Annotated in this window: 15 protein-coding genes; 6 read left to right on the top strand and 9 right to left on the bottom strand. The window is 67.2% G+C overall.

All coding sequences use genetic code 11. The features are described 5' to 3' along the window. Positions 1–403: 403 nt before the first annotated feature. From AC5P9C_RS10175 to AC5P9C_RS10160, 4 genes are all read right to left on the bottom strand, one after another. Entirely contained in the window at positions 404–2,122 is a 1,719-nt protein-coding gene (locus AC5P9C_RS10175; RefSeq protein ID WP_164687682.1) for a thiamine pyrophosphate-dependent enzyme, read from the bottom strand. A gap of 108 nt (positions 2,123–2,230) precedes the next feature. Beyond that, entirely contained in the window at positions 2,231–3,082 is an 852-nt protein-coding gene (locus AC5P9C_RS10170) for an SH3 domain-containing protein (protein ID WP_326422867.1), read from the bottom strand. A 249-nt stretch (positions 3,083–3,331) separates the two neighbouring features. Then, positions 3,332–4,189: an XAC2610-related protein gene (locus AC5P9C_RS10165; RefSeq protein ID WP_343543184.1), complete on the bottom strand. Its 858-nt coding sequence runs from the start codon at positions 4,187–4,189 to the stop codon at positions 3,332–3,334. Positions 4,190–4,225: 36 nt separating this feature from the next. After that, a complete protein-coding gene (locus AC5P9C_RS10160) occupies positions 4,226–4,708 on the bottom strand; it encodes a DUF3574 domain-containing protein (RefSeq protein ID WP_053461179.1) in 483 nt (160 codons plus the stop codon). A gap of 215 nt (positions 4,709–4,923) precedes the next feature. On the opposite strand from AC5P9C_RS10160, the gene AC5P9C_RS10155 reads away from it, so the two are divergent. From AC5P9C_RS10155 to otsA, 4 genes are all read left to right on the top strand, one after another. Continuing rightward, the gene (locus AC5P9C_RS10155; protein ID WP_414615287.1) at positions 4,924–7,359 is read left to right on the top strand and encodes a TonB-dependent receptor plug domain-containing protein; all 2,436 of its coding nucleotides are present in this window, start codon (positions 4,924–4,926) and stop codon (positions 7,357–7,359) included. A 130-nt stretch (positions 7,360–7,489) separates the two neighbouring features. Beyond that, positions 7,490–8,248 (top strand): trehalose-phosphatase, encoded by a 759-nt coding sequence (otsB, locus tag AC5P9C_RS10150; RefSeq protein WP_057494711.1) that lies wholly within the window; start codon positions 7,490–7,492, stop codon positions 8,246–8,248. 41 nt (positions 8,249–8,289) lie between these two features. Next, positions 8,290–10,071 (top strand): glycoside hydrolase family 15 protein, encoded by a 1,782-nt coding sequence (locus AC5P9C_RS10145; RefSeq protein WP_049467587.1) that lies wholly within the window; start codon positions 8,290–8,292, stop codon positions 10,069–10,071. Beyond that, positions 10,068–11,432 (top strand): alpha,alpha-trehalose-phosphate synthase (UDP-forming), encoded by a 1,365-nt coding sequence (gene otsA, locus AC5P9C_RS10140; protein WP_049467583.1) that lies wholly within the window; start codon positions 10,068–10,070, stop codon positions 11,430–11,432. Before AC5P9C_RS10145 ends, otsA begins: the two co-directional genes overlap by 4 nt. Positions 11,433–11,504: 72 nt before the next feature. On the opposite strand, the gene AC5P9C_RS10135 is transcribed toward otsA, so the two are convergent. From AC5P9C_RS10135 to rluD, 4 genes are read right to left on the bottom strand one after another with little or no spacing between them, the layout of a single operon-like run. After that, positions 11,505–11,942, bottom strand: coding sequence for a thiol-disulfide oxidoreductase DCC family protein (locus AC5P9C_RS10135; RefSeq protein WP_414615282.1), 438 nt, complete (start codon positions 11,940–11,942; stop codon positions 11,505–11,507). After that, positions 11,917–12,423, bottom strand: coding sequence for a DUF4166 domain-containing protein (locus AC5P9C_RS10130; RefSeq protein WP_343542071.1), 507 nt, complete (start codon positions 12,421–12,423; stop codon positions 11,917–11,919). Before AC5P9C_RS10130 ends, AC5P9C_RS10135 begins: the two co-directional genes overlap by 26 nt. A gap of 20 nt (positions 12,424–12,443) precedes the next feature. Continuing rightward, entirely contained in the window at positions 12,444–13,214 is a 771-nt protein-coding gene (gene pgeF, locus AC5P9C_RS10125) for a peptidoglycan editing factor PgeF (protein WP_049437910.1), read from the bottom strand. Continuing rightward, complete coding sequence (rluD, locus tag AC5P9C_RS10120; protein ID WP_053461185.1) at positions 13,214–14,203, bottom strand: 23S rRNA pseudouridine(1911/1915/1917) synthase RluD; 990 nt, start codon at positions 14,201–14,203, stop codon at positions 13,214–13,216. Before rluD ends, pgeF begins: the two co-directional genes overlap by 1 nt. A gap of 112 nt (positions 14,204–14,315) precedes the next feature. Between rluD and AC5P9C_RS10115 the strand changes: the two genes are divergently transcribed. Together AC5P9C_RS10115 and AC5P9C_RS10110 are read left to right on the top strand one after the other, a co-directional pair. Further along, the gene (locus AC5P9C_RS10115; RefSeq protein WP_032960726.1) at positions 14,316–15,203 is read left to right on the top strand and encodes an outer membrane protein assembly factor BamD; all 888 of its coding nucleotides are present in this window, start codon (positions 14,316–14,318) and stop codon (positions 15,201–15,203) included. Between the two features lie 171 nt (positions 15,204–15,374). Beyond that, entirely contained in the window at positions 15,375–16,577 is a 1,203-nt protein-coding gene (locus AC5P9C_RS10110; RefSeq protein ID WP_343542069.1) for a lipase family protein, read from the top strand. Positions 16,578–16,856: 279 nt separating this feature from the next. Here the strand turns inward: AC5P9C_RS10110 and AC5P9C_RS10105 are convergent, their stop codons facing one another. Beyond that, positions 16,857–18,491, bottom strand: coding sequence for an NAD+ synthase (locus AC5P9C_RS10105; protein ID WP_049471428.1), 1,635 nt, complete (start codon positions 18,489–18,491; stop codon positions 16,857–16,859). Positions 18,492–18,557: the final 66 nt, after the last annotated feature.

Below are 18,557 nucleotides of genomic sequence, written 5' to 3'. Positions count from 1 at the left end.
GGGCCGGTCGGGGTGGGCAGCGCAGGACGCGCCGTAAACCCGTCCTTGGGGGCTCGATGGTGCCATCCATGGCGCCAACGGTCCTGCGCAGCCCATCCCGACCGGCCCCTGACAGTTTCCTGCGCGCGGCAGCCACGGAAGAACATCAAAAGATCCAAAGCCGAGCCAGGCTCTCGCTGTAGTGCCGGGCCCATGCTCGGCTGCTGTACGCGAAGCCTCTGAGCCGAGCATGGCCCGGCAGTACAAGAACAATTCGATCATTTCCACGCTATCCACGCATGGCGTGGATCTACCGTGTCGACCAAGGTCGACACCTGCCCAAGGATGGCCGCCGTTGCTTCCGAGGTGGCCGGCCAACGGCCGGCACTACCGCGGGTGCAGGGCGCAGCCCTGCATCCTCGCCCTACTTCTTCAGGAAGTTGTCCACCAGCAGATGCTTCACGTCGTCGAAGCGGCCATTCAACACCGCCTTGGCGGCATACAACGCCGTACCGGCCACCTGCTTGGCCTCGATCTGCGGCGGCATCACCAGTTCGGCGCGGCTGGTATGCACGTCCAGCAGCGCCGGGCCGCGCTGGGACAGGAAATCCAATACCGCCTCTTCCAGATCCTCGCTGCGGGTCACCGTGCGGCCGTTGAAGCCGATCACCTCGGCCAGGCGGCCGAAGTCCGGGTTCTTCAGGTCGGTGTAGTTGTCCAGCAGGCCTTCCACCTTCTGCTCCAGCTCGACGAAGTTCAGCGAGCCGTTGTTGAACACCACCACCTTGATCGGCAGGTTCTCCTGCACTGCCGTGAGCAGGTCACCGAGCAGCATCGCCAGGCCACCATCACCGGACAACGAGATCACCTGCCGGCCGGGGAAGGCCTTCTGCAGGCCCAGCGCCTGCGGCATCGCGTTGGCCATCGTGCCGTGCAGCAGGCTGGTCAGCGTGCGGCGACGGCCGTTGACGCGGATGTGGCGCAGCACCCACACCATCGGCGAGCCGCCGTCAGCAGTGAACAGCGCATCATCGCTGGCGTGCCTGGACAGCAAGGCGGTCAGGTGCTGCGGGTGGATCAGTTCACCCTCGCCCGGTTGTTCTTCCTGCTCGCGTGTCTTCAGTGCCTTGTCGCGACGCTCGATGCATTCGTCCAGGAAGCTGCTGTCCTCGCGCGGCGGCAGCATCGGCAGCAGCGCGTCCAGGGTCGGTGCGATGTCACCGACCACGCCGAGGTTCACCGGATGGCGGCGGCCGAGGTGGCTGCCATCACGGTCGACCTGGATGATCGTGGCCTTGTCCGGATAGAACTGGCCCCAGGCGAAGTCGGCGCCGAGCAGCAGCAGCGTGTCGCACGCCATCAGCGTATGGAAGCCGGATTCGATGCCGAAGATGCCGGTCATGCCCATGTTGTACGGATTGTCCGGCTCGACGAAATCCTTGGCGCGCGAAGTATGCGCAACCGGCGCCTGCAGGCGCCGGGCCAGTTCCAGCAGCTGCGCGTGTGCGCCCTGGCAACCGGCACCGGCGTAGATGCCAATGCGCTTGCCCTGCCCCAGCAGTTCGGCGATGCGCTGCAGTTCGGCATCCGCCGGACGCAGCACCGGCTGGGTGTAGTGCACCGAGAACGGCACATCGTGCTTCACCTCAGCCTGGCTGATGTCGGCCGGCAGGATCACTACCGCCACACCCCGGCGGCTGATCGCCGCCTGGCAGGCCAGGGCCACGACGCGACGCGCCTGCTCCGGGCTGTGCACCTGTTCGCAGAACACCGTACAGCTGCCATAGACCGCCTTGAAATCCACTTCCTGCGGAAATTCCATGCCCAGCTCACTGGTCACCACCTGGCTGGCGATCAGCACCATCGGTGCACGGTTGCGATTGCTCTCGAAGACGCCGTTGATGAAGTGCAGGCCACCGGGACCACAGGAACCCGCACAGGCGGTCAACTCGCCACTCACCAGCGAATCGGCGCCGGCAGCGAAGGCGGCCACTTCTTCGTGGCGTACATGTACCCAGTCGATTTCACTGCGGTGCAGGGCATCGGTGACGTGATTCAAGGTATCGCCGACGATGCCATAACAGCGGCGGACGCCCGCCTGCTGCAGGGTATCGACAACGATCTCGGCAACGCGCTTGCTCATCGGAGAAATCCTCGAGGGGAGAACATCCGAGGCTAGACCCGAAGAAGTGATGCCTCCGTGGGCAAGGCGCACATCACCTCGATAGGCAAACTACCGGCGGAGATCGAGTCAATCGTTGACGTTGATCCAGCCCACCACCTCACCCTGCCTGGGGTTACGGTAGCGCAGCTTCACCCAGCCGTCCCGTTCATCCAGCAGTTCCACGCGGTCGCCCTGGACCAGGTAACGCCTGGTGCTGGATGCGCCGGGTTGGTCGAACAGGAACAGGCGCGCGGGCACCACGGTGGCTGTCACCGCAACCAGCGGGCTATCGTTTTCGGGCACTGCCAACCCGTCATTGATGGCTCGCTCTTCGATCTCCGCGGTCGCCGAGTAGCTGGTCCAAACGGCCAATGGGCCATCAAACCGCGTCGCCTCCAGGTTCAGCACTTCTCCGTCCAACCTGGGCAACGTAAGCATGCGTTCAGAACGATAAAGGTACAGAACGCCGTTGAATGGGCGGTAGACATCAACACGCCAGACGGCACTTCGGCAGCTACTGCGGAGCACCTGATTCTCAGAATCCAATTCGATCCGGCCGAACTCCCCACAACTTCGCCTTGCTTTCCGCAGGACTGGCAGTGTTATGAACCTGCCAAGAAACCGATCGAACTTGTAGACAAGTGTTGAAAAATTGACCATTCCAACGGGTATCTGCACTACCAGATCAAGCTGACCATCAAAGTCCACATCCAACGCCATCAGCGTCGTTTCAGCTTCCAGCGACCCCGATGGAGCTGGCGGCAGCTGCTGTGTCGCGCCTGAGGGGAGTTGGACCTGGATGCCCCCGTCAGGTTGATGGACGACAGTTACCGGTGTTGCTGGCGCTACTTCGAACATAAGCTGCGCTTGTTCCACGACTGGCATCGACCAGGCCCTCCCCGGCAGAAGGAGCCCAAGCTGGAGAAGAATCAGCGACATCAGCGCCGCAACCATGTGCGGGCCGTCTCTCTCAAGCAGTCGCGGCTCGAAGCCGATCCCCATTGTCATTGGAATGCCCGTGCAGAAACTGGCTTTTCAGCCACCACCACGATCATGTGCCGGAGCACCCGGCAGCTCCATGCAAGAAATCCGAAATTGCTTCCAGCGTCGAGGGGACCAGTCCTGCAAGCAAGAAACACACCAGGCAGCAGTGGCCCGGCTATCCAGGGGCCTGTCAGTTCAGTTCAATCAATCGTTGACGTTGATCCAGCCCACCACCTCACCCTGCCTGGGGTTGCGGTAGCGCAGCTTCACCCAGCCGTCCCGTTCATCCAGCAGTTCCACGCGGTCGCCCTGGACCAGGTAACGCCTGGTGCTGGATGCGCCGGGTTGGTCGAACAGGAACAGGCGCGCGGGTGCCACCGCGGCCTGCCGACCACGCAACGGTCCATCCGGCGGAGCACCCAGGCCATCGGCGATGGCACTTTCCAGCACGCGGCCGGCGGCATCATAGGTGCGCCAGACCGCCAACGGCCCGTTCTCTTCGCGTTGTTCCCACTGCAGCGCGGCGTTCAACGTATCGCCCAGCATCAGCACGCGCTCGGCGCGGTACAGATGGAGTGTCGCGCCTGCAAAGCGATACTGGTCGGTGTACCACATCGGGCCGCTGCGGCAGCTGCTGGTCAGCGTGCGGCTCGGACGGTCGACCGTCAGCCCCATCAGCTCACCGCAGCTGTCCTTGCCGTGGGTCTCGGCCTGCAGCACGCGGAATGCCTCAACGGCCGGATCGAACCGGTACACCGCCACCGCTTCGTTGACCATGCCTACCGGAGCGCGTGCGACCAGTTCCGGGTAACCATCGAAATCGACATCTTCGAGCGACCATCGCGAATTGCCGTCGGCATCGGCCGCGCCGGCCAGCGTCTGGCGCTTGCCCGAGGGTGACAGCTGCAGCGCGATGCTGCCGTCCTGCTGCGGATCGGCATGCGCCTGCACATGCGCGGCCACCTGGAAGCGCAGCGTTTCTCCGTCGTCCCCACCCGCCTGCGCCGTCGGTGCCAGTACGCCTGCCAATGCCAGGCCCAGCAGGCATTCCATGTAGTCCATCATTGCTCCCTGCGGCACCGCGGCGGCACCTTCAACTCAGAACGATACCTCGACCGCCTGCCGCGACCACAGCACCGACTGATGCCTGGTCTGCTGCTTCCACGCCAGGCGGATCGCCTCGATGTCGGCGCGGCGCTGCGGGGTGTCCTCGTGCAGCACCACCAGCACCTTGGTGCGCAGGCGGTTGGGCGCGGCATCGCCGCGGAACAGCCACTGGCCGTAGGCATCAAACACGGTCAGGCCGTCCGGGAAGCGCGGCGTTACTTCCTTGTCCAGGAAGGCGCGCCACTGCGCGTCGCTGATGGTGTCGGCCTGCGGGCGGTTGCCGGCCCCCTGCTCCTCGCCCACCCCGAAGTACAGCTCGCTGCGCACCCAGCCATGGCCGGCGGAAGGGCGGGCAGCATCGCCCTTCAGTTCGGCGGTGGTGGCCGTGGCATAGGCGCTGGGCGCCTGCGAAGACAGGCTGGCGCAGCCACTGGTGGCCAGCAGCACGGCGAAGACGAGGCCAAGGTGTTTCATCGGTACAGCTCCGGGGAAGGGGGACAGGGCGAGCCGGCAGCGTACAGCGCCACCGGCCCGGTGTGCTGATGCCAACCGGGCATCAGCTCATGCCGGACCGGCAGGGACTTGCATCGGCACCGGCCATCACGCGAAGATAATATATCGCTTCATCCGGATGGATGTAAGTGAAACCATCTCCCCCTTCCCCGTCGTCGTTGTTGCTGGAGCCCCCCATGTCCGCCCGCCTGCCCGCGTCGCCGCTCGGCCTCGCCATCGCCCTCGCGCTTTCCTCCGCTGCCATCCCGGCCCTGGCCCAGGACGCCACCAACCTGGACACCGTGATCGTCACCGGCACCCGTGCCGCCGACCGCACCGTGCTCGAATCCACCTCACCGGTGGATGTGCTCACCGCCGAGGACATCCGCAAGGCCGGCGTGGTCAACGGCGAACTGGGCAGCGCGCTGCAGGCGCTGCTGCCGTCGTTCAACTTCCCGCGCCAGTCCAACTCCGGTGGCGCCGACCACGTGCGCGCGGCGCAGTTGCGTGGTCTGTCGCCGGACCAGGTGCTGGTGCTGGTCAACGGCAAGCGCCGCCACCACACCGCACTGGTCAACACTGACAGCAAGATCGGCAAGGGCACCACCCCGGTCGATTTCAATTCGATCCCGGTCAGCGCGATCAAGCGCATTGAAGTGCTGCGCGATGGTGCCGGTGCGCTGTACGGATCGGACGCCGTGGCCGGCGTGATCAATGTGATCCTCGACAACGGCGGCGACGGTGGCGAGATCGAGGCCAGCTACGGTGCCAACCACACCGACCTCAAGCCGATCGGCCGCACCCTCACCGACGGCCAGACCGGCAACATCAGCGCCAAGGTCGGCACCTCGCTGGGCGAGGACGGCGGCTTCCTGCGCGTCGGCCTGGAATACAAGCACCGCAACGGCACCAACCGCGCCGGCTTCGACCAGATTCCGCCGTGGGACCAGACGTCGGACAACCTGGCGCTGCAGGGCAAGCGCAACTACGTGCTGGGCGATGGCCAGAGCAAGGACATCAACCTGTGGCTGAACACCGAGATCCCGGTGGGACAGACCTCGACGTTCTACGCGTTCGGTACCTTCAACCAGCGTGACACCGAAGGCGCCAACTACTTCCGCTATCCCGATGGCGAGGCCAACTGGAAGCAGGTCTATCCGAACGGTTACCGGCCCATTTCCGAAGGCGAGAACCGCGACGTGCAGGCCGTGGCCGGCGTGCGCGGGCAGTGGGGCGAATGGAGCTACGACGGCAGCCTGGATTACGGCCAGAACGACTTCACCTACCGCCTGCGCGATTCGCTCAACGCCTCGCTGGGCCCGACCAGCCCGACCCGCTTCAAGACTGCCGATTACCAGTACGCACAGACGGTGGGCAATCTCGATCTGAGCCGCGTGTTCACCCAGAGCGACAGCATCAGCCACACGCTGGGCCTGGGCGTGGAAGCGCGCCATGAGCGCTACCAGACCCGCCCCGGCGACCCGGCCAGCTATGCGGCCGGCCCGTACACCGACCGCCCGACCGGTTCGCAGGCCGGTGGCGGCCTGACCCCACAGGACGCCGCCACCCTGTCGCGCGACGTGGCCAGCGCCTATGCCAGCCTGTCCAGCCAGTTCGGCGACCACTTCTCCAGCGATCTGGCCGCCCGCTACGAGCACAACGACGACTTTGGCGGCGAACTGACCGGCAAGCTCGGCCTGCGCTACGAATTCACCCCGGCGTTCGCGTTGCGCGGTGCCATCTCCAACAACTTCCGCGCACCCTCGCTGGCACAGATCGGCTACGAATCCACCTCCACCGGTTACAACGCCGGCGGCCAGCTGGTGCAGGGCCGCCTGCTGTCGGTCAACAATCCGATCGCGCGTGGCCTGGGTGCGCAGAACCTGAAGCCGGAGAAGTCGATCAACACCTCGCTGGGCTTCACCAGCCGCATCGGCGAGCACTTCGACCTGTCACTGGACTTCTTCCAGATCGACATCGATGACCGCATCGCGCTGTCGGAGAGCATCACCGGTGACGCATTGACCGATTACGTGGCCGCCAACTACGGCGTCAGCGGACTGCAGAGCGCCAGCTTCTTCGTCAATGCCGCCGATACCCGCACCCGTGGCGCCGAGCTGGTAAGCAACTGGCGGCAGTCGCTGGGCGATGGCCAGCTGCTGCTGACCGGCACCTACGCCTACACCAAGACCACGCTGAAGAATGTGCTGGCCACGCCGGCGCAGCTGCGCGCCATGAACCCGGACTACGTACTGTTCGGCATCGAGGAAACCAACACCCTGACCGATGCCACCCCGCGCACGCGTGGCAGCTTCTCGGCCGCCTGGAGCAACGACCACTGGTCGCTGAGCACCCGCGTGAACCGCTACGGCAGCGCCACCCGCGTGTTCAATTTCGGCGATGGCTACATCCCGCGCCAGACCTACCAGGCCGAGTGGCAGCTGGATGCCGAAGTGGAGTACCGCATCACCCCGCGCTGGAGCGTGGCCATCGGCGGCCAGAACCTGACCGACAACTACCCGGATCGATCCAACAACGACATCTACTACTTCGGCAACCTGCCGTACGACGTGCTGTCGCCGATCGGCAGCAACGGTGCGTATTACTACGGCCGGGTCCGCTATACGTTCTGATTCGCCAGTCTGGTAGGTAGTGCCGGCCGCTGGCCGGCAACCTCAGGGTGCCGGCCAGCGCCCGGCACTACCCCGATCAGTAGCCTGTCCTCGACCCCACGTACACGCCCGCGCTGGCAGGCTGGGCGTCATGGCTGAATCGCTCCCCCTGCGTCCGCCACCGCCATTGCTGGACGACGCCTGTGCGTTGTTTCTCGATGTCGATGGCACCCTCATCGAATTCGCTGCACGACCGGATGCCGTGCAGCTCCTGCCGGATGTGCGTGAAGCCATCGGCCGCATCAGTGACCGCCTGGAAGGCGCCGTGGCACTGGTCAGTGGCCGACCGCTTGAACAGCTGGACCAGCTGTTCGCTCCCCTCCAGCTGCCTGCCGCCGGCCTGCATGGGCATGAGTTGCGCGGCCACGATGGTCGCGTGCTGCGCGACGAACACGATGACGACACCGCCGAATGGCTGCACGCACTGCACCAGCAGGCGATGCGCTTCGCCCACGGCCATCCCGGCGTGCTGGTGGAGGACAAGGGCGTCGGCCTGGCCCTGCACTGGCGCGGCGCGCCGCACGCGGCCAGCGACGTGCGCACCTTTGCCAACCGCCACGTGCGCGGCCGGCCCGGTTACCGCCTGCAGCCGGGCGACCACGTGGTCGAATTCGTTCCGGTAGGCAGCGACAAGGGGCGCGCCGTGCGCCGGATGATGCAGTACCTGCCCTTCCGCGGCCGTCTTCCGGTCTTCCTCGGCGATGACCTCACCGATGAATTCGGCTTCGAAGCCGCCAACGTCCAGCACGGCTGGAGCGTGCTGGTGGGTGAACGTGAACCCAGCGCGGCGGTGTTTGCGCTGCCCGACATACGCAGCGTGCACGCCTGGCTGCGTGAGAATGCCTATTGACCCGGCCACCCCCCACGGCCGCAACCGAGATGTACCGCGTGATGACCCAACCCGATCTTGATCTGGGCGTGGTCGGCAACGGCAGCTTCGGCGCCCTGGTCGACAAACATGCCCGCGTCGTCTGGAGCTGCCTGCCCACCTTCGACGGCGACCCCACCTTCTGCGCCCTGCTCGGCCCCAACCAGCAGACCGGCGGCGACTTCGCCATCGAACTGGAGGACTTCGCCGGCAGCGAGCAGGAGTACCTCACCAACACGGCGATCCTGCGTACCGTCCTGCGCGACGCGCACGGCGGCGAGCTGGAAATCCTCGACTTCGCCCCACGCTGGCGTCAGAACGACCGCTTCTACCGGCCGGTCAGCCTGATCCGCCAGGTACGCCCGCTGGCCGGCAGCCCACGCATCACCGTGCGTGCGCGCCCGCTGGCTGACTGGGGCGCACGCGTGCCGGAGTCGACCTGGGGCAGCAACCATGTGCGCTGGATCCTGCCCGAGCACGTGCTGCGGCTGACCACCGATGTGCCGGTGCGCTTCGTGCGCGATGGCCTGCCGTTCGTGCTCAACCATCCCATCCACCTGATCCTGGGCGTGGATGAGTCGCTCAACCGCTCGATCAGCGGTTATGTGCAGGAAGCCTTCCAGCGCACCCGCGACTACTGGCGCGAATGGGTGCGCTACCTGTCCATCCCGCTGGAATGGCAGGACGCGGTGATCCGCAGCGCGATCACCCTGAAGCTGTGCCAGTACGAAGACAGCGGCGCGATCATCGCGGCGATGACCACCTCCATTCCGGAAGCGCCGGGCAGCGTGCGCAACTGGGACTACCGCTACTGCTGGCTGCGCGACGCGGCCTTCGTGGTGCGGGCGTTGAACCGTCTCGGCGCGACGCGCACGATGGAACAGTTCCTCGGCTACATCTTCAACCTGGCCACCACCGACGGCACGCTGCAGCCGCTGTATGGCATCGGCTTCGAAGCCAAGCTGGACGAAGATGAGGTTCCCAGCCTGTCCGGCTACCGCGGCATGGGCCCGGTGCGCCGTGGCAACCTGGCCTGGGTGCAGCGCCAGCACGATGTCTACGGCAGCGTGGTGCTGGCCTCCACGCAGCTGTTCTTCGACCGCCGCCTGCAGGATCCCGGCGACGCACACACCTTCGCCCGCCTCGAACCGCTGGGCGAACAGGCCTTCGCCCTGCATGACGTGCCCGATGCAGGCTTGTGGGAGTTCCGTGGCCGCACCGAGGTGCACACCTACACCAGCGCGATGTGCTGGGCCGCCTGCGACCGCCTGTGCAAGATCGCCGTGCGCCTCAAGCGCGATGACCGTGCGCACTATTGGCGCGAGCGCGCCGACACCATCCATGCGCGCATCATGGCCGAATCCTGGAATGAGGAACTGGGCCACTTCACCGATACCTTCGGCGGCCATCGCCTGGACGCCTCGCTCCTGCTGCTGGCCGACATCGGCTTCATCGACGCGATGGACGCCCGCTTCATCGCCACCGTCGATGCGATCGGCCGCGACCTCAAGCATGGCAATTCGCTGTACCGCTATGTCGCGCCGGATGACTTCGGCGAACCGGAGACCAGCTTCACCATCTGCACGTTCTGGTACATCGATGCGCTGGCGGCGATCGGGCGCATGGACGAGGCGCGCGAGATGTTCGAGCTGCTGCTGAAGCAGCGCAACCACCTGGGCCTGCTGTCGGAGGATCTGGCCTTCGACAGCGGCGAGGCCTGGGGCAATTTCCCGCAGACCTATTCGCACGTCGGCCTGATCACTGCCGCGATGCGCCTGTCGCGGTCCTGGCAGGAGGCATCGTGAGTCGTCTGGTCGTGGTTTCAAATCGTGTGGCCGTACCCGGCGAGAACCGCGCCGGCGGCCTGGCTGTCGGCCTGCTGGCCGCCCTGAAGGAACGCGGCGGCCTGTGGTTCGGCTGGAGCGGCAAGACGGTAAAGGACGGCAGCGGTACGCTGCACCGGCAGAAGGACGGTGACATTGACTACGTCACCATGGACCTGAGCAAGCGCGAGGTGGACGGCTACTACAACGGCTTTGCCAACCGCACGCTGTGGCCGCTGCTGCACTTCCGCCTGGATCTGGTCGACTACGACCGTGCCACCCGCGAGACCTACCACAAGGTCAATGCGCTGTTCGCCGACAAGCTCGCGCCCTTGCTGCGCGAGGACGACATCGTCTGGATCCACGACTACCACCTGATCCCGCTCGGTGCACTGCTGCGCGAGCGCGGCATCGGCTGCCGCATCGGCTTCTTCCTGCATATCCCGATGCCCTCGGCCGACCTGCTGCAGGCGATGCCCGATCACCTGCGGTTGTTCTCCGCGCTCTACGCGTATGACCTGGTGGGATTCCAGACCCAGCGCGATGCCGATCGCTTCCAGACCTACCTGCGCCTGTTCGGCGGTGGTCGCGTGCTCGACAACGGCACGCTGGAAGCGCCGGGCGGGCGCCGTTTCCGCGCAGCGGCGTTCCCGATCGGCATCGACACCGAGCTGATCGCGCGCCAGGCCGGCACTGCGGCGACCAAGACCGCGGTGAAGAACCTGCGCAACAGCCTGCGTGACCGCCAGCTGGCGATCGGCGTCGACCGCCTGGATTATTCCAAGGGCCTGCCCGAGCGCTTCCTCGGCTTCGAACGGTATCTTGAGCGCCATCCCGACCAGCGCGGCTCGCTGACCTACCTGCAGATCGCCCCGGTCTCACGCGGCGATGTCACCGAGTACCGGCAGCTGCGCAGCCAGCTGGAACAGATCGCCGGGCACATCAACGGTGGCCACGCCGAACCTGACTGGACACCGCTGCGCTACGTCAACCAGAACTTCACCCATGCCACCCTCACCGGCTTCTACCGGGCGGCGGCGGTCGGCCTGGTTACGCCGCTGCGCGATGGCATGAACCTGGTGGCCAAGGAATACGTGGCCTCGCAGGACCCGGAGGATCCCGGCGTGCTGGTGCTGTCGCTGCTGGCCGGCGCCGCCGACGAACTCAAGCAGGCACTGCTGGTGAACCCGCACGACCTGGATGGCGTTGCCGACGCCATCGCCACCGCGGCGACGATGTCGCTGCGCAAGCGCAAGGAGCGCTGGCACGCCATGATGGAACACCTGCGCACCTACGACATCAACCACTGGCGCCGCAGCTACCTGGACGCGCTGGAAGGCTGAAGGAAAAAAGGGGACGGAGGGGATTAAGTCGTTTGTGCACAAACGACTTAATCCCCTCCGTCCCCTTTTTCTTCAATCCAGGAATCGCGCGGCCTGCTCCGGTGCAGGCAGGTGGCAGGCGTCATGCCGGCCGAACCAGCGATAGCGGTTCCGTGCGAGCGCGCGATAGGCTGCATCGCGCCAGCGACGCGGCACCATCCGCATTACGCCGCTCAGGCGCCATGCACTGCCCAGCCCGGCCAGTACACGCAGGATCGCATCGGTATCGGTCCACGCGCCCTGCGCGTCCAGCAGCAGGAACGACGCCGGGTCCTGCGGGTCCAGCCCGTGCGCGCGCAGCAGCGCACTGCCCCGCTCGCCCTGCATCGCTGCAAAGCGATAACGTTGCTTGCGGTCGAAACGCAGCAGGAAGCGCACCCAGCGATTGCACAGAGCGCATACGCCATCAAACACGATCACCGGATTGCCCGCCCCGGTGGCGGCCTCACTGCGGTTCGAGCCAGCCTTCATAGCGGATCAGGGCTCCCACCCAAGGCAACGTCACATCAACCCGGAAAGTGTAACGCTCGCCCTCCCCGGCCTCCCGACACTGCACGCCCGCAAACCACCGTGCTGGCAGCGGCAGCAGCCCGAACGTCCAGACCCGCCGCACCGACCAGTCGATGCCACCTTCGCGGGCCTGCAGCGCGAACTCGAAACGCACCGCGCCCAGCTGCTCGCGCAGATGCCCCTCATGCGCCCACAGCCGCGACACCATCGGCCAGCGGCCGAACCGTCGCGCCCACTGCTCGCCCTGCCGGTAGTGGTTGAAGGCCACCTCGGTGGGCAGCGCGTCACCGTCCCGTGGCAACCGCGCCAACGCAGCCAGCAGCGGCACCAGCCAGTGCCGCCCCCTCACGATGCGCGCCTGTCCCACATAGCGGCAGGGCAACGGCGCGGCATGCAGCGCCTGCACCGGCCCTGCCAGGGTGGCGAAGGCCGGCCCCAGCACGCGCGCGAACAGCGGCGGAGTCAGGGCGCGATCCAGGCCAGGGTCGCCATGCGCCCGGTACGACGGTCGCGCCGGTGCGAATACAGGTCCGGATCGGCCATGGTCGACACCGTGCCGCCATACACCTGTGCCGGGTCCATCCCCGCAGACTGCAGGCGCTGCCGCGCCAGCGCGAACAGGTCCACCTTCCAGTGGCCTGCGCGGGTGGCCACGAACGCCGCCTCGGCGGCCGGATCATGGCCGACGAAGGCGTGATAGACCTCCTCGCCGATCTCATAGTCGGCCGGCCCGGCGGCCGGGCCCAGCCAGGCCCGCAGCTGCGCCGGCGGCGTCTGCAGGGCGGCCACCGTGGCCTCCAGCATGCCGTCGGCCAGCCCACGCCAGCCGGCATGGGCCGCGCCCACCTCGCTGCCATCGGCGGCGGCGAACACCACCGGCAGGCAGTCGGCGGTCAGGATCGCCAGCACCACGCCCGGCACCGAGGTTACCGCCGCGTCGGCCACCGGCTCGCTCGCGCCGGGCACCGGCGGTGCATCGAAGCGCAGCACGGTGCTGCTGTGCACCTGGCGCAGCCAGTGCGGTGCCGACGGCAGTGCCAGCCCCTGTTGCAGCAGCTGGCGGTTGTGCTCCACGTTGGCCGGGGTATCCCCATCGGCCGCGTGCCGGTTGCCCAGGTTGAACTGCGCGAACGGCGCCGGCGAGATGCCCGCGCCGTGCCGGCGCGTGGTCAGCGCATGGACGCCTGCGGGCGCCGGCCAGTCGGCCTGCAGCAACGGCAGCGCGGCCGCCATCACCAGCGGTCCCGCTCGCGGGCGGCGAAGGCTTCGCTGTCTTCGCGCAGCACCTTCATCAGGTGCAGCATGTCCTCTGGCACCGGCGCGGTATTGCGCACCGGCTCACCGGTGATCGGGTGCGTGAACTCCAGGGTCTCGGCGTGCAGTGCCTGGCGCTTGAAGCCGCGCAGCGCGGCGACCAGTTCGTCGCTGGCGCCCTTGGGCAGCTTCAGCGCGCCGCCGTACAGCGGGTCGCCGATGATCGGATGGCGCACGTGTGCCATGTGCACGCGGATCTGGTGGGTACGGCCGGTTTCCAGGCGGCACTCCAGCGCGGTGTGCGCCCGGAAGCGCTCGCGCAGGCGGTAGTGGGTCACCGCTTCCTTGCCGTCCTCGCGCACTGCCATCTTCAGGCGGTCACGCGGGTGGCGGTCGATCGGGGCATCGGCAGTACCACCGGCCACCAGCGCGCCCATCACGATGGCCAGGTACTGGCGGTGCACGTCACGTGCCGCCAGCTGCTCGACCAGCGCGGTCTGCGCTTCCAGGGTCTTGGCCACCACCATCACGCCGCTGGTGTCCTTGTCCAGGCGGTGCACGATGCCGGCGCGCGGCAGCACCGCCACCGACGGATCGCGGAACAGCAGCGCGTTGACCAGGGTGCCGCTGTGGTTGCCGGCACCCGGATGGACCACCAGGCCGACCGGCTTGTTGATCACCAGCACGTGCTCGTCCTCGAACAGCACGTCCAGCGGGATGTCCTCCGGCAGCGCGTCGGTCTGGGTTTCCAGCACCACATTGAGGGTCACGACCTCGCCGCCGCGCAGCGGATCGCGCGGGCGCACCTGGGCACCGTCCAGCAGGACCTCACCGGCCTTGATCCACTCGGTCAGCCGCGAACGCGAGTATTCGGGGAACAGTTCGGCCACGACCGCGTCGAAACGGCGGCCGGCGGCGGTGTCGGGGACGATGGCCTGGCGGGCCGATTCAGAGGGTTGTTCAGACATGGCAGGGGCATTCTTTGAAATTTTGGGGTCCCGGCGGCCGGTTTCAGTCGCTGGACAGGACACTAGGCTATCATCGACCCTTCGTATTCCAGCCGCGTCCCGCCTCGACCCCATGATCCGACGCTCCGCCATGCTCTCCGCGCCCGTCCGCCTCACCGCCCTGCTGCTGGTGCTGGTCATCGCCGCAACCGGCTGCCACCGCGGCGCCAAGAAGGGTGATCGCCCCGACGAAGGCGTGCCGGTCGAACAGCTGTACGAGAAAAGCCACAAGCTGATGCAGGGCGGCAACTGGAGCGGCGCCGAAGCCAGCTTCCGTCGCCTGGTGGCCCAGTATCCCTACGGCCCGTACACCGAGCAGGCGATGATCGAAACCGCCTACGCCCAGTACAAGGCCGGCAAGCACGATGACGCCGTGTCCAGCATCGACCGCTTCATCCGGACCTACCCGACCCACCGCAACATTGCGTACCTGTACTACCTGCGCGGCCTGGCCAACTCCAACCGCAGTACGGTTTTCCTGCGCCGCGTATGGTCACTGGATGCCAGCCGCCGCGACCTGTCCACGCCGCACCAGGCGTACTCGGACTTCAACATCGTGGTCGACCGCTACCCGAACAGCCGCTACGCGGCGGATGCGCGCCAGCGCATGCTGGAGCTGCGTGACGTGTTCGCCCAGCACGAACTGGACAACGCCCTGTACTACATGCGCCGCGGCGCCTGGGTCTCGGCCGTGGGCCGCGCCAACTACCTGCTGGAAACCTACCCGCAGAGCGCCTTCCAGTACGACGCCGTGGCCGTGCTGGCCGATTCCTACACCCACCTGGGCAACAAGACCCTGGCCGACGACGCCCGCCGCGTCCTGCAGCTGAACCAGCCGGACCACCCGTGGCTGGAAGGCAAGTGGCCGAAGTACCCGTGGATGATCCGCAAGCTGAACCCGTTCGCCGGCGAGAAGTCCGCCAGCACCGGCCAGCGCAACGCGCGACTGGAAAAGAAGTAAGAGAGGGCCCCGGAAGGGGCCTTTTCTTTGTCGGTCGATCCACGCCATGCGTGGACCACGACACTCGGAATGCTACGAATCCCCGGCGGTTGCGACGGCGGTCGCATCCTGCCCGGGCGTGGGTGTCCACACTGCGGCGCTGCGGCCACACCGGCCATCACGGAGCGCCCCATGCCGACACGGCCCTGTAGTTTCCGTTTCCTGTCCTGTCTTCTCGCCAGCGCCCTGCTGGCGCTGACCCTGGCGCCCGCGGCCTTCGCGCGGGGCGCACCGGGCGATCTGCTGTCTGCCGCGCCCTATCGCGCGCCCTGGGTGCCGTCCAGGGCCGCCCAGGCGTACAAGCTGCACTACCGCACCCCGGATCACCACGGCGCGCTGGCCGAAGGCACCGGCCTGCTGTACCTGCCCGCCGGCACGCCGCCCATCGGCGGTTGGCCGGTGGTGTCGTGGGCGCATGGCACCCAGGGCATTGCGGACCGTTGTGCGCCCTCGGTCTCCGGCCCCACCCATGCCGAACGCGACGGGCGCTTCCTGGACGTGTTCCTGGCCCGGGGCTATGCCGTCGCCGCCGCCGACTACCAGGGCCTGGGCAGCCCAGGCCGCCATGCCTACCTGCACGTGCGTACCGCGGCGCGCAACACCATCGACATGGTCAAGGCGAGCCGGCAGTACCTGGGCGCAGCAGCGTTGTCGCCGCGCTGGGTCTCGGTAGGCTATTCGCAGGGGGGCGCAGCCGCGCTGGTCGCCGGGCACCTGGCGGCTTCCCATGGCGGGCCCTCACTGCAGTACCGCGGCAGTTTCACCGCCGGAACGCCGACCGCCGTCGAACTGACCGCGCTGGTGATGAAACCCGACAACCGCACTGCCAATCCCGGCGCGCTCAACGCGTATCACGCGTACCTGCTCGACGGCCTGCTGCAGGTCGCGCCGCAGGTCGACCGGGTACTGAGCGACGCCGGGCGCGCCCGCATTGCACTGGCACGCGAGCAGTGCCTGGGGGATCTGGCCAGCACGCTCGACGGCATGGATACCGGCAGCATGTTCACTGCACCGCTGACCGGCGTGCCGGGCATCTGGACGGTGCTGCATGACTACCTGGGCGTGCCGCGCCGCGGCTTCAGCCAGCCGCTGATGCTGGCCCATGGCAGCGAGGACCGCGATGTCCCCTATCTGACGACCCTGCTGTATGCCGCAGGCCTGGCCCTGCGCGGCGAGCCGGTCGCGTTCCGGCGCTATCCGGTCGACCACCGCGGCACACTGGACGCAGCGGCGGCCGATGGCCTGGCGTTCGTGCGTGCGCGACTGGAGGACGACGCCTTCAACGACGCTGCGGAGATCGCAGGCCTCGAACAGATGCTCGACGAAGCCCGGTAGATTCACGCCATGCCGGATACGCGATCCAGGACGTTGCCGGCCAGCGGCCGGCACTACCGACCGCGGTAGATTCACGCCATGCGTGGATGAGCGGGATACGGGCTGCCGGCCAGCGGCCGGCACTACCGAGCACGGTAGATCCACGCCATGCGTGGGTGCGCGCGATACGGGCTGCCGGCCAGCGGCCGGCACTACCGAACACGGTAGATCCGCGCCATGCGTGGATGCGCGGGATACGGGCTGCCGGCCAGCGGCCGGCACTACCTGCCGACGGCTACCTCAGCCCTTGTAGCCGTTGCTGATCGGGTAGCGACGCTCGCGGCCGAACGCCCGGCGCGAGACCTTCGGCCCCGGCGCGGCCTGGTGCCGCTTCCACTCGCTGATGCGCACCAGGCGCAGCACGCGATCGACCACGGCCGCGTCGTAGCCGGCGCCCACGATCTCCGTGCGCGACTGCTCCTGGTCGATGTAGCGATACAGGATGCCATCCAGCACGTCGTAGGCCGGCAGCGAGTCCTGGTCCAGCTGGTTCTCGCGCAGCTCGGCCGATGGCGGGCGGCTGATCACCGCCGGTGGAATCACCGGTGCGCCGCCCACGGTATTGCGCCACTTGGACAGGCCGAACACTTCGGTCTTGTACAGGTCCTTCAGCGGCGCATAGCCACCGCACATGTCGCCGTAGATGGTGGCGTAGCCGACCGCGTACTCACTCTTGTTGCCGGTGGTCAGCAGCAGGCCGCCGAACTTGTTGGCCAGCGCCATCAGGATCACGCCGCGGCTGCGCGACTGCAGGTTCTCTTCGGTCACGTCCGGCGCGGTGCCTTCGAACATTGGCGCCAGCGATTCCATCAGGCCCTTGAACGCCGGCTCGATCGACACGGCCTCAAGCTTCACCCCCAGCGCCCGGCACTGCTCGGCGGCCAGATCGTTGGACAGGCCGGCGGTGTAGCGCGACGGCAGGCGCACGGCGGTCACGTTCTCCGCGCCCATCGCATCCACGGCCAATGCCAGCACCAGGGCCGAGTCGATGCCACCGGACAGGCCCAGCCACACCTTCTTGAAGCCGTTCTTGCGGCAGTAATCCTGGATGCCGCGCGTCACCGCGCGCCAGGCCAGCGCGTCCATGCTTTCGTCGCCGTCGTCCATCCACACGTGCGGCATGAAGCGGCGGCTGTCGCCGTCGTACTCCACCACCAGCCACTGGTCGACGAAAGCGGCGGCGGCCGGGTGCACCGTGCCATCACCGTCGGCCACCACCGAGGCGCCATCGAACACCAGCGCGTCCTGGCCACCGACCACGTTGAGATAGGCGATCGCCGCCCCGCTCTCGCGGGTTCGTGCGGCCAGCACAGCATCACGCTGGGCGTGCTTGCCACGCTCGTACGGCGAAGCATTGGGCACCACCACCAGCTGCGCACCGGCGCGCACGGTGTCGGCCAGCGGTTCGGCAAACCACAGGTCCTCGCAGATCAGCAGCCCGACCGCAATGCCATTGACCTCGAACACGCAGCTGCCGCCATCCGGATCGACGTCGAAGTAGCGGCGTTCGTCGAACACGGCGTAGTTGGGCAGTTCGCGCTTGCGATAGGTCTGCTCCACCAGGCCATCACGCAGCACGCTGGCGGCGTTGTAGACCACCGCGCCAGCCGCCTGTGGCCAGCCAACCACGGCGGTGATGCCACGGCAGGCGGCGGCGATGCGGGTCATTGCCTGCTCGCACTCGTACAGGAAGCCCGGGCGCAGCAGCAGGTCTTCCGGCGGATAACCGCTCACCGCCAGCTCGGGGAACATCACCAGCTCGGCGCCGTACTCGTCGCGCGCCTGGCCGATCATCTCGATGATGCGCTCGGTGTTGCCGGCGACATCGCCAACCGGGAAGTCGAACTGCGCCATCGCGATACGGATCGAAGCCATGGGATTCCAGCCTGTGGTTGCAATGCCGCCATTGTAACGCCGGGGTCAGATCCCTTTTGCACAGCA

This window comes from Stenotrophomonas sp. YJH_SMC_10, assembly GCF_059371555.1.
The sequence above is the reverse complement of the archived record's forward strand: the minus strand, read 5'-3'. Positions and strand labels throughout refer to the sequence as shown.

What these genes read in the sequence shown, in the direction of transcription:
- AC5P9C_RS10155 (WP_414615287.1), top strand. Translation starts at nt 4,924, where the DNA reads ATGTCCGCCCGCCTGCCCGCGTCGCCGCTCGGCCTCGCCATCGCCCTC.
- AC5P9C_RS10165 (WP_343543184.1), bottom strand. Translation starts at nt 4,189, where the DNA reads ATGGACTACATGGAATGCCTGCTGGGCCTGGCATTGGCAGGCGTACTG.
- otsB (WP_057494711.1), top strand. Translation starts at nt 7,490, where the DNA reads ATGGCTGAATCGCTCCCCCTGCGTCCGCCACCGCCATTGCTGGACGAC.
- AC5P9C_RS10145 (WP_049467587.1), top strand. Translation starts at nt 8,290, where the DNA reads ATGACCCAACCCGATCTTGATCTGGGCGTGGTCGGCAACGGCAGCTTC.
- AC5P9C_RS10110 (WP_343542069.1), top strand. Translation starts at nt 15,375, where the DNA reads ATGCCGACACGGCCCTGTAGTTTCCGTTTCCTGTCCTGTCTTCTCGCC.
- AC5P9C_RS10115 (WP_032960726.1), top strand. Translation starts at nt 14,316, where the DNA reads ATGATCCGACGCTCCGCCATGCTCTCCGCGCCCGTCCGCCTCACCGCC.
- AC5P9C_RS10170 (WP_326422867.1), bottom strand. Translation starts at nt 3,082, where the DNA reads ATGTCGCTGATTCTTCTCCAGCTTGGGCTCCTTCTGCCGGGGAGGGCC.
- AC5P9C_RS10175 (WP_164687682.1), bottom strand. Translation starts at nt 2,122, where the DNA reads ATGAGCAAGCGCGTTGCCGAGATCGTTGTCGATACCCTGCAGCAGGCG.
- AC5P9C_RS10160 (WP_053461179.1), bottom strand. Translation starts at nt 4,708, where the DNA reads ATGAAACACCTTGGCCTCGTCTTCGCCGTGCTGCTGGCCACCAGTGGC.
- AC5P9C_RS10135 (WP_414615282.1), bottom strand. Translation starts at nt 11,942, where the DNA reads ATGAAGGCTGGCTCGAACCGCAGTGAGGCCGCCACCGGGGCGGGCAAT.
- pgeF (WP_049437910.1), bottom strand. Translation starts at nt 13,214, where the DNA reads ATGGCGGCCGCGCTGCCGTTGCTGCAGGCCGACTGGCCGGCGCCCGCA.
- rluD (WP_053461185.1), bottom strand. Translation starts at nt 14,203, where the DNA reads ATGTCTGAACAACCCTCTGAATCGGCCCGCCAGGCCATCGTCCCCGAC.
- AC5P9C_RS10105 (WP_049471428.1), bottom strand. Translation starts at nt 18,491, where the DNA reads ATGGCTTCGATCCGTATCGCGATGGCGCAGTTCGACTTCCCGGTTGGC.